Source organism: Burkholderia puraquae (assembly GCF_002099195.1).
Classification (GTDB): domain Bacteria; phylum Pseudomonadota; class Gammaproteobacteria; order Burkholderiales; family Burkholderiaceae; genus Burkholderia; species Burkholderia puraquae.
Genome location: NZ_NBYX01000043.1, coordinates 17,391 through 29,881 on the forward strand (window position 1 = coordinate 17,391; position 12,491 = coordinate 29,881).

General features: G+C 69.0%; 11 protein-coding genes and 1 pseudogene. 7 read left to right on the forward strand and 5 right to left on the reverse strand.

Features of this window, described 5'->3' with window-relative positions; all coding sequences use genetic code 11:
• Window positions 1–5: 5 nt before the first annotated feature.
• Both B7G54_RS37120 and B7G54_RS37125 read right to left on the reverse strand, forming a co-directional pair.
• Window positions 6–1,418 (reverse strand): 3-deoxy-D-arabino-heptulosonate 7-phosphate synthase, encoded by a 1,413-nt coding sequence (locus tag B7G54_RS37120; protein ID WP_085043620.1) that lies wholly within the window; start codon window positions 1,416–1,418, stop codon window positions 6–8.
• 109 nt (window positions 1,419–1,527) lie between these two features.
• A complete protein-coding gene (locus B7G54_RS37125; protein ID WP_085043621.1) occupies window positions 1,528–2,289 on the reverse strand; it encodes a 2-keto-4-pentenoate hydratase in 762 nt (253 codons plus the stop codon).
• Window positions 2,290–2,585: 296 nt separating this feature from the next.
• On the opposite strand from B7G54_RS37125, the gene B7G54_RS37130 reads away from it, so the two are divergent.
• Both B7G54_RS37130 and B7G54_RS37135 read left to right on the forward strand, forming a co-directional pair.
• The gene (locus B7G54_RS37130) at window positions 2,586–3,065 is read left to right on the forward strand and encodes a universal stress protein (RefSeq protein WP_085043622.1); all 480 of its coding nucleotides are present in this window, start codon (window positions 2,586–2,588) and stop codon (window positions 3,063–3,065) included.
• Between the two features lie 15 nt (window positions 3,066–3,080).
• Window positions 3,081–3,272 (forward strand): DUF2964 family protein, encoded by a 192-nt coding sequence (locus tag B7G54_RS37135; RefSeq protein WP_085043623.1) that lies wholly within the window; start codon window positions 3,081–3,083, stop codon window positions 3,270–3,272.
• A gap of 109 nt (window positions 3,273–3,381) precedes the next feature.
• Here B7G54_RS37135 and B7G54_RS37140 read toward each other — a convergent pair whose 3' ends face one another.
• Window positions 3,382–4,566, reverse strand: coding sequence for a tetratricopeptide repeat protein (locus B7G54_RS37140; protein ID WP_085043624.1), 1,185 nt, complete (start codon window positions 4,564–4,566; stop codon window positions 3,382–3,384).
• 473 nt (window positions 4,567–5,039) lie between these two features.
• Here B7G54_RS37140 and B7G54_RS37145 point away from each other — a divergent pair, with 473 nt between their 5' ends.
• The gene (locus B7G54_RS37145; RefSeq protein ID WP_085043625.1) at window positions 5,040–6,776 is read left to right on the forward strand and encodes a site-specific integrase; all 1,737 of its coding nucleotides are present in this window, start codon (window positions 5,040–5,042) and stop codon (window positions 6,774–6,776) included.
• A gap of 143 nt (window positions 6,777–6,919) precedes the next feature.
• Here the strand turns inward: B7G54_RS37145 and B7G54_RS37150 are convergent, their stop codons facing one another.
• On the reverse strand, window positions 6,920–7,381 hold the full coding sequence (locus B7G54_RS37150) for an SMI1/KNR4 family protein (protein WP_244289492.1): 462 nt from the start codon (window positions 7,379–7,381) through the stop codon (window positions 6,920–6,922).
• 123 nt (window positions 7,382–7,504) lie between these two features.
• On the opposite strand from B7G54_RS37150, the gene B7G54_RS37155 reads away from it, so the two are divergent.
• The 3 genes and pseudogenes from B7G54_RS37155 to B7G54_RS37165 all read left to right on the forward strand — a co-directional run.
• The gene (locus B7G54_RS37155) at window positions 7,505–7,828 is read left to right on the forward strand and encodes a TfoX/Sxy family protein (RefSeq protein WP_085043627.1); all 324 of its coding nucleotides are present in this window, start codon (window positions 7,505–7,507) and stop codon (window positions 7,826–7,828) included.
• An 88-nt stretch (window positions 7,829–7,916) separates the two neighbouring features.
• The gene (locus B7G54_RS37160; RefSeq protein WP_085043628.1) at window positions 7,917–8,828 is read left to right on the forward strand and encodes a hypothetical protein; all 912 of its coding nucleotides are present in this window, start codon (window positions 7,917–7,919) and stop codon (window positions 8,826–8,828) included.
• 9 nt (window positions 8,829–8,837) lie between these two features.
• Window positions 8,838–9,383: pseudogene (locus B7G54_RS37165) on the forward strand (aminotransferase-like domain-containing protein); the annotation flags it as partial.
• Window positions 9,384–9,393: 10 nt separating this feature from the next.
• Here B7G54_RS37165 and B7G54_RS37170 read toward each other — a convergent pair.
• Window positions 9,394–11,571 (reverse strand): DUF4132 domain-containing protein, encoded by a 2,178-nt coding sequence (locus tag B7G54_RS37170; protein WP_085043629.1) that lies wholly within the window; start codon window positions 11,569–11,571, stop codon window positions 9,394–9,396.
• A gap of 552 nt (window positions 11,572–12,123) precedes the next feature.
• Between B7G54_RS37170 and B7G54_RS37175 the strand changes: the two genes are divergently transcribed.
• Window positions 12,124–12,491, forward strand: a 368-nt coding sequence (locus B7G54_RS37175; protein WP_133059267.1) for a GntR family transcriptional regulator, incomplete at its 3' end; no start/stop codon positions are given.

Here is a 12,491-nt window from a genome sequence, read left to right on the forward strand (position 1 = left end):
GTGCATCACGCGTACACGCTGCTGGCCACACCGCCGTCATCGACATCGTCGATCGCGGCCCGCAGGTCGTCGATTGCCACCATCAGCTCACGGACCTGTCGCAACGACGGGTACTGGTGCAGCACGGCATGCCATTGCGGCAGCGTCAGCAGCGCATGCCAGACGACGCCGAGGCCGTCCGGATCGGCGTCCGGCCGTTGTGCGAGCGCGCTCGCGTATTCGAGGCTGGCCTGCGCCGACAGCAACTGCATCCGGCTGGCGGCGCCCAGCAGGCGCGGCGTCGCGTCCGCGGACGCATCGCAGCAATAGAGCACTTCCCGTGGCAGCGTCGCTTCGTCGGTCGTCAGTGCGCGCAATGATGCGCCGTGCACGCGCACCGTGCCCTGGTGCGTCTCGAACGCATAGATCGTGTCCGGGTCGGCCTGCGCGAGCAGGTTCAGGCCGCGCAGCAGCCGCGGCAGATCGGTCGTCGCGGCATCCGCGGACGCTTTCGCTTCGACGAGGAAACGCACGTTCCATGCGGGCGCCGTGTCGTCGCCGCGCGTGCGTTCGAGCAGGATCGCGTCCCATTCGGTTTTCGCGCGATCGTGGCGGCCCGGGATCGATGACGGCACGCGCATCGACGTCACCACCCGGTACGTGCGGTGTGCATCGACGGCGTCGAGCCTGCTGGCCAGCGCGTCGAGCGCCTGCGCGGCCAGCGCTTCGACGGCGGCGCCGCGCTGCTGCGACGCGACGCCCTGCGCGACGGCGACGGTGCTGCCTTCGAGGGGACCCTGGCGGACCCAGAGCGCACGGTAGCGACGCACGTGCTGGTCCGATGCCAGTGCGTCGACGCGCAGCATGCGTTCGAGCGCGGGGCTGTCCTTCAGCTTGACGATGTCCTGCTCGAACGCGGCGTCGGTCGCCATGTCGGGCAGCGCGAGCAGGTGCCGCAGCGTGTCGTGCAGATCGGCCCACGACGTGGCGGCGGCGGCTGCATGCAGCCGCGCGAGCCCGTCGCGTTGCCACGGCCGGGCGCTGCGCTCGAGCTTGGCCGGATGCGCGATTGCGTTGACGGCCGAGTGCAGCGCGCGACGGTCCTGCTCGGCGTGCGCGGATAACGACGCGTATTCGCGCACGCTCGGCGCATCGTGCCGCAGCACCGCGGCCTGGAAGGCGGGATCGCCGGATTGCGTATCCATCGCATCGCGGATCATCTGCGCGAGGGCGTCGATGAAGCGCTGCCGCAGTGCCGCGCCGGGGGCGTGTCCGTCGCTTCGTATCCGGCGCGCTTCCTCGATCACGATCGCAAGCGTGGCGGCCGGGTTCGCGGCGCCGGCTGGCGACAGGGCGCTGTCGAGCGGCGGCAGCCGGTAGCGGCGCGCGACGGTGCGCAGGATTTCGTCGAGCAGGGCAGGAAGCGGTGTCAGCGACATGTTCGGTATCGGCGAGAAAGCGGTGCGCGTGCCCGAAGGGGCGGGCCGGTGCGCGCGATGATGTGCAACGGTATCACGCCGGGTCAGCCGTGCCCGCGTGCCGCGCACATCACGCCGTCAACGTCACCGACAGGCTGCCGAGTTCGCCGAAGCGCACCGTCAGCGCATCGCCGAGCGGTACGTCGATCGCGCCCGCGTACGATCCGGTCGTCACGATCTGCCCGGCGCGCACGGCGTCGCCGCGCGATGCAAGGAAATTGACGAGCCACACCAGCGGCTTCAGCGGATCGCCGTCCGGATGGCGGCCGTCGATCGTGCGGTTCAGCGCGCCTTCGAACGACAGCGCCAGCGTCTCGAGCGGCACGTTCAGCCCGTCGGGCACGACCGGGCCGACGCACAGCCCCTGGTTGAATTGCCCGTCGGCCAGCAACTCGAACTTCGACGCACGCGTGGGCTCCGCATAGCGGCAACCGAGCACTTCGAGCACGATGCGCACTTCGCGGATCGCATCGCGCACGTCCTGTTCGTCGTACGGCTGTTCGCGCGCGGGCAGGTCGCGATCGAGCACGAACGCGATTTCCGGTTCGATCCGCACGATCGGCCCGCCGACGACGCGGTATGGCGCATCGGCCTCGCGGATCGTCGACGCGAAGATCGGCGCGAGGATCACGCGGTCGGGCGGCGGCAGCGCGCATTTCCATCCGCCGACGGGTTCGCCGAGCAGGTCGGCCACGCGTTGCTGGATCGCGAGGGCGGTCTCGACGTTCTCGGGACGCAGCGCATCGGGCAGCAGCGGGCCGGGCGAGCCGGCATGGCGGGCGGCGACGAGATGCTGGGCGGCGCCGTCCACGCGTTCGGTAGTCGTTGTCATGTCGGTTGAGCGAGTTGAAAGTGGGCCGGCAAATAAGGGCCGGACGAAAGTTGCACATCCGATGATAGCGCCTTCGGCACGATGAGCGCTCGATCGCGCATCGTCGGCTGCTTTCCCGCGCGGCTTCGCAAGGTTGCCGCGGCGCAATGTATCGACCGCCAGTCGCGGCGTTCTGCCGCACATGCGGGCCCCGGTCGACCTTGACGTCCGTCAACATTCGAACCCGCGATCCGCCGATGATGGTGACAGGGCCGCGTGCGATCTGACGCGCGGCAAATCACCCCAGCGAGGTTCGCATGTACAAGAAGATCATGGTGGCCGTCGACGGCAGCGCTTCGTCGAAACAGGCGCTTGCCGAGGCAGTGAAGGTCGCGCTGGCAGGCGATGCACACGTCAGCGCCGTGTATGTGGTGGACAAGTCGGTGCTGTTCACATACGCAGGCCGTTTCGACCCGCACGCACTGGTCGAGGAAATCCGCGACGACGGGCGCAAGGTGCTGCGCGAAGCCGAGCAGGTCGTCGCGCTGGCCGGCGCGAACGGCGAGGCCGAACTCGTCGAGACCGAGAGCATCGGCGAGGACATCGCGGAGCGCCTGCAGCGCTACGTGAAGGAACGCGGGATCGATCTCGCGGTGGTCGGCACGCACGGGCGGCGCGGTATCCGGCGCGTGCTGCTCGGCAGTGTCGCCGAGCGCTTCGTGCGCGGCTCGAAGTGCCCGGTGCTGCTGATTCGCGGCGACGATGCCGACGTGGCGGCTACGGCTGCCGCTGCCTGACGCGGCGGGGGCACGATGATACGCCGCCAGTACCGGATCGTCGTCGCGGCGATCGCCGTGTTCGTGTCGCTCGCAGGGATGATGGCCGTCGTGTCGGGGCTGCTGTTCGACAACGCGATGGCGCTGCGCGGCGGCGCGATCGCGCTGATCGCCGGCGTGGCCGGCTTCGTCGTGATGCTCAATCCGGGCGTGAAAGGCGAGGAGTGACGCGGGCGGGCCCGACCGGCTTCTTTCGGCCGGCGGTGCCGGAAGCAGCCGGCAACCGCTTTCCGCAAGACCGGCCCAGCCGCTGCCGCGCCGTTGCGCCACTTGCCACTTACTCGCGGGCGGTACCCGGCGCCTTCGCGTCGTCCTGCCCGACCTGTATCGCCAGCCGCTTCAACGTTTCCTCCAGCTCCTCGTTCTTCGGCCCAATCTTCCGCGCCTGCGCGAACGCGTCGCGCGCGTCATCCTCGCGGCCCAGTTTCCACAGCACTTCCCCCTTGTGCGTCAGCCCGGTCGCATAGGCTTCGCGCGCGTCGTTGTCCGTGTCGCCGTCCTTCGCGAAGATCGCGATCGACCGGTCGAACCAGGTCAGCGCTTCGTCGTTGCGACCGAGGCGATACAGTGCCCAGCCCTTGCTGTCGAGTGCATACGCATCGTCCGGCGATTTCTCGAGATGCGCGTCGATCATCGCGAGCCCGCGCTCGACTGCGACGCCGGCGTCGGCGAGCCGATAGCCGATGTCGTTCAGGCGATCGTCGGGAATCCTGTCGAGATCGAGCGCGGCGGCCACGCGGCCCGCGTCTCGTTCGGCGATTGCGAGCGACAGCAGCTTGGCGACGATCTGCTGCCGTAATTCGCTGCTGATCCGGTTGCCGTTGGCAACCAGGCTGCCGAGGTATTGCGTGTACAGGTCAGGCGCGCCCGGGGCGTTCGCGCTGTTCGCGATGGTCATGCCCGGGCCCGCGCACCAGTCGGTGTCGGCCGCTCCGGCCAGCGTGCCGGCGTAAAGATTGACGTTTCGCGGCGTGCGCGATTGCGCGTAGTAGGTGTAGCCGTTCGCATCCGAATAGCCGCACGCCAGATATTCGTTCTCCACGTCCAGCACGTACGGGAAATGGCCGAGCGGTGCGGTGCCGCCCGGGTCGACCAGCCGGAACGATTCGCCCAGATCGCCATCGCCGACGATCGGGTTGAACACCCACTGCTTCTCCGGATGCAATTTCGGCAGCCGTATGCGAACGGTGCGCCCGGCCGCGTCGGTCGTGCCGAAGATCACGCTGTCGTGCTGATCCGGCTTGACGGGCAGCCCCGCGATGACCTGGCCGGGCAGGAACAGCCGGTAACGCGCATTCGGCAGCGGCTGGTGCGTGACGGGGTCGCGCAGCACGAACTGGTGAACGTAAGCTCCTTTACCGAACGACGCGGTCGGCGCGACGTAGGTGCGCGCGTAGGCGGCGGGCAGGGCGGTACAGCTCAAGGCCGCGGCAACGAGCGCGGCGAGAAGTCGGGATGTCATGGAATTGCGGTTCTTATTGGTAAGGATGTTATTGACCGACGGCCGGAAAAACACTGAACGACTTGCTCCATCTTCGATAACCAGCGGGCTGCGGCCCGCGAATACCGATGCGGATGTCCGGATCGTCCAGCGCAATTCAATGCGGCATCCGCACGCCGCAACGTGATGCGAGGAAGCGGCGGACGGACGACGCGCGAATGCAGTGCGCAGCATAGCAGGCCGCGCCGCGCACTCGCTCCCCATTGGGTTTCGGCGTTGCGCGCGGATCGACGATTCCGTGATTTTTGTCGAGTCGTGGTACGTCGATCCGCACGAAAACCGATTCGACCACGGTGAAAAGAACGAAACGATCGCAATTCGATCGGCCTTTACACCCGCTATTTTTACCGCCTTAAATAATCAGCGGCTGCCAGAAGACCGGAACGCCGTGTGCGACGTATCCGGCCGCGCGCGCTTCTGTCAAACTGGCGCCCATGAAACCGCGCGTCGCTACACTGCCATCCTCCGATTCCGCGCCTGCGCCCGCAGGCTTTCCCGACGCCGACGAACTGGCCGCGCTGCGCGCGTGGTACGCAGGCATGACCGTGCGCCAGGCTGTCGAGCGCTACCTGCCCGACCGGCTCGGCGAAGGGCGCTCGGCGCGCGGCGTGATCGGCGCCATTCGCCGCCGTCTCGTGCGCGTCGCGCGGCAGGCCGGCCGGCCCGATCTCGCAGAGCGGCTCGGCCATCCCGACGGTGAGCGTTTGCGGGAGGCGAAGGCTGCCGCCGAAGCGATCGGCTTGCTGCGTCATGCGCGCGCGCCGGTCCCGCAGATCAGCGACGACGTCGGCCTGTGGCTGCCCGCGCGCGCGGTCGTCGCGCTGCGTGCGCACGGGATCGCGACGCTCGCCGATCTCACGGTGCGGATTCCGCGCCGGCGCCAGTGGTGGCGCGCGATCGCGGGCCTCGGCGTGGCCAGTGCGCGGCACGTCGAGGCGTTTTTCGCCGCGCATCCGGAACTGACCGAACGGGCGCGCGCGCTGATCGCGGCGACGCCGCGCGGCAGCATCGTGCCGTGGGAGCAGTTGAAGCTGCCGCACGAAGTCGACGGCTCGGCCGGCACGTTCCGCGCGCCGCGCGCGACCAGCACGCTCGATGCGGACAACGACTACGCGGCTGTTCATGCGTGGCTGTCGCTGCACGAATCGGCCGCGACGCGGCGGGCGTACCGCAAGGAGGCGGAGCGGCTGATCCTGTGGGCGATCGTCGAGCGTGGCCGCGCGCTGTCGTCACTGACGACCGAGGATGCGGTCGCGTATCGCGCGTTCGTGCGGCGCCCGACGCCGCACGAACGCTGGGTCGGGCCCGTGCGGCCGCGCAGTGCGCCCGACTGGCGGCCGTTCTCGGGCGCGCTGTCTGCGCGCTCGGCGGCGTACACGCTGTCGGTGCTCGGCGCGCTGTTCCGCTGGCTGATCGAGCAGCGCTACCTGCTCGCGAATCCGTTTGCGGGCGTCAAGGTGCGCGACACGCGCGGCGCGAACGCACTCGACACGTCGCATGCCTTTACCGAAGGCGAATGGCTGCTCGTGCGCACGATCGCCGATGGGCTCGAGTTCCGCAAGGGCACGACGGCCGGTGCGCCGCAGTCGGGCTGGACGCCGGCCGCCGCGCAACGGCTGCGCTTCATTCTCGATTTCGGTTATGCGACCGGGCTGCGCGCGAGCGAGCTGGTCGGCGCGACGCTCGGCGGCATCGAGACCGATGCGCACGGCGACGCGTGGCTGAAGGTGATCGGCAAGGGCAGCAAGGCCGCGCGCGTCGCGCTGCCGCCGCTCGCGCGCACGGCGCTCGACCGTTATCTGGTCGCGCGCCGGCTGCCGGTCACGCCGGCGCGCTGGCGGCCCGATACGCCGCTGATCGCGAGCCTCGCGGAAGACGGCGCGGCTGCGATCACGAGCGTGCGGTTGTGGAAGGTGATGCAGCGTTTCTTCGCGCAGACGGCCGATCAAGTCGATGCCGACAATCCCGCGCTCGCGCAGAAGCTGCGGCAGGCGAGCCCGCACTGGATGCGTCATACGCATGCGACGCATGCGTTGGCGCGTGGCGCGGAGTTGACGACCGTGCGCGACAACCTGCGTCATGCATCGATCTCGACGACGTCGATTTACCTGCATGGCGACGATGTGAAGCGCGCTCGGCAGATGTCGAGCGCGTTTGCGGCCGACAAGTAAGGCGAGTGCGCGGCGTCGCTGCAGCGCGGGTAAGCGAGTGCGGCTTCGACGAAACGGAAAGCATGCAGCGTAGCTTCCAGCATTGGTCGGGCATCACGCTATCGGCGATTTGTCGAACCCCGCTTTCCGTTATCGCGGGCCGCTCAATCGCCGACCCCACCGCCGCGCTCCGCGACCACGCGGGTGAGCCATTCCGCATAACGCGAGGCGACGTGTTCGCGTTGCTCGTCGTCATGCCAGCCCCGAATCACTTGCCCGACCGTGCCGTTTTCCGCGGGATCGAGGTCGACGCACCGATGATTGCTGCTGCCGTCGTGCGTGAACGGAATCCACCGGAGGGTATCCCCGTCGTCGCGGATGCCGGCGGCCGGGTTGGACGTCATGTCGTCGAAGTCGCCGCCGGCAACGAGCTTGTTCCAGATCGGCCAGTGCGCGACGATCTCATGCGCGCTCGGCAGTGCATCGCTTTCGGCGCAGACGGCCGTCGGGTGGCCCGTGCCGCTCTCCCGGCACGTCGCCGAAGCCCATCTTTTGTGAAGCGCTATGGGACGATTCACCGCGCCGCAATGTAACTGTCGGGGTGTCGGGGCAGTGTGGGCCGGCAAGGCCCGCCCGTGCCTGAATGTGTGTTCCGCCGGCCCATGGATGACGCACCGCAGCGCATCCGCCAATCAGGCGGAACGGTCGGGCGCACGCGACAGTCATAAGCGTTTTACAAGGAGCGGCAGATGGCATCGAGCCAAGGCACGGTCGATTTCATCGTCGAGCAGATGGCGGCGGCCGGCACGGTATCGGCGCGCAAGATGTTCGGCGAGTACGGTATTTATTGCGACGGCAAGATGGTTGCGCTCGTCTGCGACGATCGGCTGTTCGTCAAGCCGACGGCCGAAGGCCGCGCGTTTCTCGGCACGTGCGAGGAAGGTTCGCCGTATCCGGCCGCGAAGCCGCATCTCGTCATCTCCGGCGAGCGCTGGGACGACCGCGAATGGCTGTCGGCGCTGATCCGGATCACCGCCGCGCAGTTGCCGGTGCCGGTGAAGCGGAGCCGATAGCGGCCGGCTCGCATGCAATGTTGCGCTGCGGCCAGGCGTATTCTGTGACACACGGCGCGACCATCGCGCGCCAGGCGGGAGCACAAGAATGAACACATCCGGAGATCCGCGCGGCACGAGGCTTGCTCGCCGCGCCTGGCATGCGCTCGTGGCGGCCCTGTGCGTTGGCTGGAGTGCACTGTCGTTCGGCGCGGACGATGCGGCGACGCTGCTCGAGCGTTACCGCAGCCTCGGCCCGCAACTGAAGGACAACGCGTTTCACCGGCCGCTGGTTCTCGAATCGGCGGAAGCGTCGTCGTCGCTGAAGGGCGACATCTATGCGGTGGTCGACTATCCGTACGCGGTCGTGAGCGGCCAGCTCGACGATCCCGCGCAGGGCCCCGCGAACTGGTGCGCGGTGCTGATCCTGCACCTGAACACGAAGTACTGTCATGCGTCGACCGGCAGCAACGGCCCGGTGCTCGACGTGAACCTCGGCCGCAAGATCCAGCAGAAGCTGTCGGACACCTATCGCGTGCAGTTCCGCTATCGCGTGGCGGCCGCGACGCCCGACTATTTCCAGGTCGACCTGACCGCCGACAGCGGCCCGATGGGCACGAAGGATTACCGGATCGCGCTGGAGGCCGTGCCGGTCGGCGGGTCGCGCACGTTCCTGCATCTCACGTATTCGTATGGCTTCGGCACGGTGGGCCGCATGGCGATGAAGACTTACCTCGCGACCGTCGGCAGCGACAAGGTCGGCTTCACGGCTGCCAGTGGCGCATCGGCCGCGCAGCCGCAGTACATCGGCGGCGTGCGCGGGCTGCTGGAGCGCAACACGATGCGCTACTACCTCGCGATCGATGCGTATCTCGCGACGCTCGACAAGCCGCTCGACCAGCGCCTCGCGCGCTGGTTCGACGCGACCGAGCAATATCCGCAGCAACTGCACGAGATCGAGCGCGGCGCATATCTGCAGATGAAAGCGCAGGAGGTGCAGCGGCAGCAGGCGGCGCGGTGACGCCGCCTGCTGCCGGCGATCGCGGGGCTGTGCCCCGAGTTGACGCTCCATATCGGCGCGACGTCGAAGATCCTCGCGCCGGGGCTGCGCCTCGGCTACCCGAGTTGCCCGCGCGACAGCGTCGCCCTGTGCGCGGAGGCGGTGCGCACGACCGCATGGATGCCTGCGCCGACGTCGACGCTGATCGCGATGGTACGGATCGAGGACGGCACCGCCGAGCGGATCATGGCCGCGCAACTCGCGGAGATCCGCGCACGCGTCGATCTCGCGCGGGAGCTGCTGCCGGCCGGGCAACTGAAATCCAACCCAGTGTGCATGTTCGTGTGGCTGCGCCTGCCGCCGCCGTGGCGCGCCGACGACTTCGCCGCGCATGCGAAGGGGCGCGGCGTGATCGTGAGGCCGTCGTCGACGTTCGCGGTCGATCGCGCGGAAATCGAGCACGGCGTGCGCATCAACCTCGCGTGTCCGGCCACGCGCGACGAACTCGTCAACGGGCCGCGGATCCTGGCCGGCACGCTGAAGGACCGGCCATGCGCGCTGCTCGGTTCGACCTGACGGCGGCAGCTCAGTCGAGCAACCCCGCGACGACGTCGACGATCCGCTGCAGCAGCGCTTCGTCGTAAGGCAGCCACGGCACCGCGCGCAGCGGCGACGGCGGCGGCTCGATCGCGGTGTCGACGGGTTCGCCGTCGCGCATCACGCGCCCGGTCGCGCAATGCACCGACCACGCGCCGATGCGCACATGGCGTTCGTCGATCGTCATCTTCCCTTGCGCCACCGGCCCGGCGAACACGAGCGACAGCACGTGCCGGCGATGCCGCGCCATCGTGCCCAGCGGCAGGTCCGACAACCGGTTCAGGCGCTGCCAGCGTTCCGCTTCGCGCTCACGCTGGCGCACCGGGTCGACCGCGAGTGCGGCGGCGGCCGCGCGTGTCGCATCGTCGTCGAGCGCGAACGCGGCGACGCTCACGAGCAGGTCGACCGCGCGTGCCACCTCCGAGAACACGACACGATCGATCTCGCCGATCGGCAGCGGCACCCAGCGCCGGTCGTGCCGGCGCTCGAAGTGCAGCCGGCGCGACGTGCCGTGGCTTTCCGAACCCGGATAGAGCCGCGCATCGACGAAGAAGGTCGCGCGCACGTCGCCGAATTCGCGGACGAGCCCGTCGTCGTACGCGCGGATCGACCAGCCTTCGCGGCGCGCGACGCCGATCAGCGGCCGGCTCGACAGCACATGGCCTTCGAACATCGCGGAATCGCTGGCCGGCGCGTCGCCGTCGGCCGGCACGTAGTGTTCGCGGAAGGCTTGCCGGACCGGCTGCCGCAGCGTGCGGCCGACGATCGCGCGTTGCCACGCGAGCCGTTCGTCCGCGTCGGCCAGCAGCGGGTGCCATAGCCGGATGTCGCTGTCGCCGGCGAGGTCGATCGCGTGTCCGGCCGCGTCGCGCAGCACGACCTTGCCTTTCGCGATGTCCGGCATGAACGACTGTGTCGATCCATCGTGGCCGCGCGCGTGCCAGATCATGCGCGCAGCGAACGCGGCGCCGGCCGGTGCATCAACGAGGCGCTCGCGCCATTCGGCATGGCCGAGCGTCATCGACTGCCAGAAGCCGGCTTCCATGCACGCGGCGAGCATCGCGAGCTGCTTCTTGTCGGGCTTCGCGTCGAGCGTCATGCGCAGTGCGGTATGCGGCCGCTCGCCGAGCGCGCGTTCGGCCGGCTTCAGGTTGCGCGCGAGCTTCTTCTGCACGCCGGCATGACGCACGATGGCCAGCGCGTCGCGCAGCGCGCGCACGCTCTCGGGCGTCGGGATCGTTTCGACTGCGTGGCCGAGCGCGATCGCGAGCGATTGCGACGGCGCGGTTTTCGCGGCCGTCGGCGCGACGCACACGCCGGTCAGCAGCGGCCCGATCAGCGGGCGCAGCCACGCTTCGTCGCGATAGGCGGCCACGCGTGCGGCGCGCGCGACGACCTGCGCGTCGTCGGTCGTGAACGCGCGATCGGCCTCGTAGGGAACGGCGCCCGCATGGAGCGCCGCGACCTGCTGCGCGGCTTCGGTCAGCGCGTCGCGCGCGAAGGCGACGTACGCGGCGTCTTCCGCGAGCGTGACAGCCGGATCGCTGGCGTCGAGCCACAGCCGCCTCGGCGCGAAGTAGCCGTCGTTCGTCGCGGCCAACGCGAGCAGCGCGGCCGGCCCGAGTTCGGGCAGCACGTCGAGTTCGCGCACGCGAAACGGCGAATCCGCCAGCGCTTGCGCATACGCATCGCGCCGCGCAGAGAAGTCGCGGCGGCCCGCGAACCGGTCGAGCGCATACATGCCATACGTGCTGGAACCCGTGCGCACGCCGCCTTCCTCCGGTTCGCCCGCGATACGGGCGAGTTCCGCCTGCAGTGCAGGCGACGGCAGCGCGTCGAGGCAGGGCAATTCCTCGAGCGCGCGTTTCCACCCGCCGGCCGGAATATCGCGGAACAGTTCGAGCGCGGCATCGGCGTCGACGAGCGGCACGAGTCCGAGCGCGTCGATCTGCCGGTGCAGCCAGCGTGCGAATTCGGCGCGAGGATCGTCGAATGCGTGGTCGCGCAGCATGATCTCGTGCTCGACTCGGCGCAACGCCGGCCAGACTGCGCCGAGCGTGAGCGCGTCGAGCGTCGACAGGTCGAGCGGCGTGCCGGTGAAGCGCGGATGGTCGGCGCGGCCGGTCAGCCGCGCGACGAGCTGGTCGACGAGCGCGCGATCAGTCATCCGTGGCCCCCGTGGCGGCCGCGTTGTTCCGGCGCCATTTCTGTGCGTGCCGGGCGGCGCGGATCATGCCGCCGAGGGGGGATGCCTGTTCGATCGTGTACTGCATGGTCTGCCTCCGGCAGTGAAAACCGTGCGGACGCACAGTATTGCACCCCAATTGATGCAGCCCGGCGAAAGGCCGTGCGGCGGGCGTTCCGGGCCGATCCGGCGACGCCGCGCAACGCTCCCGGCCACCCGGCCATTTCACAAGACGTACAGTTATCCCGCCATGCGCGATTCGCGCCGAACTGTACTCTTGTTCGCGTGGTCGATGTGTGTACTCGCCGCCAACTGTTCTGCTCTTAAGATTACACCATCAAGTGCACAGTGCCGCAGATCCAGTCGTACCGGAACCCTGTTGGCGCATCTTCAAGAGAGAGCCAGTGCGATGGAAAAGGCAAAACCGGAGGGAAAGATCAGGAATGACGGCAGCCCGGTCGGCGGGCGAAACACGTGCGTGGCGAACGCACCCGGCAGGGCGGCACGGCTGCGCAGGCCGGCGGGAGGCGCGCGATGAAACTCTATGAAAAACTCGCGGATGACATCGAGCGCCTGATCCGCCAGGGTGTGTACCGGCACGGCGACCGGATTCCGTCGGTGCGGCAGGCGAGCCAGCAGCACCGGATCAGCATCACGACCGTGCTGCACGCGTATCTGCTCCTCGAAAGCCGCGGGCTGCTCGAAAGCCGGCCGCAGTCGGGCTATTTCGTGAACCTGCGGCGCGACGACGGCCATGCGCCGGTGCGCGAGCTGCGACCGTCGAAGCCGATCGCGATCTCGTCGTCGGTCGACGTGAGCCGGCTCGTGCTGTCGACGCTGCGCTCGATCGGCACGGACGACGCGGTGCCGCTGGGCTCGCCGTATCCGGACCCGAGCCTGTT

Excerpts from the sequence above, each read along its gene's own strand:
- B7G54_RS37120 (WP_085043620.1), bottom strand. The coding sequence starts at position 1,418 with ATGTCGCTGACACCGCTTCCTGCCCTGCTCGACGAAATCCTGCGCACC.
- B7G54_RS37125 (WP_085043621.1), bottom strand. The coding sequence starts at position 2,289 with ATGACAACGACTACCGAACGCGTGGACGGCGCCGCCCAGCATCTCGTC.
- B7G54_RS37130 (WP_085043622.1), top strand. The coding sequence starts at position 2,586 with ATGTACAAGAAGATCATGGTGGCCGTCGACGGCAGCGCTTCGTCGAAA.
- B7G54_RS37135 (WP_085043623.1), top strand. The coding sequence starts at position 3,081 with ATGATACGCCGCCAGTACCGGATCGTCGTCGCGGCGATCGCCGTGTTC.
- B7G54_RS37140 (WP_085043624.1), bottom strand. The coding sequence starts at position 4,566 with ATGACATCCCGACTTCTCGCCGCGCTCGTTGCCGCGGCCTTGAGCTGT.
- B7G54_RS37145 (WP_085043625.1), top strand. The coding sequence starts at position 5,040 with ATGAAACCGCGCGTCGCTACACTGCCATCCTCCGATTCCGCGCCTGCG.
- B7G54_RS37155 (WP_085043627.1), top strand. The coding sequence starts at position 7,505 with ATGGCATCGAGCCAAGGCACGGTCGATTTCATCGTCGAGCAGATGGCG.
- B7G54_RS37160 (WP_085043628.1), top strand. The coding sequence starts at position 7,917 with ATGAACACATCCGGAGATCCGCGCGGCACGAGGCTTGCTCGCCGCGCC.
- B7G54_RS37170 (WP_085043629.1), bottom strand. The coding sequence starts at position 11,571 with ATGACTGATCGCGCGCTCGTCGACCAGCTCGTCGCGCGGCTGACCGGC.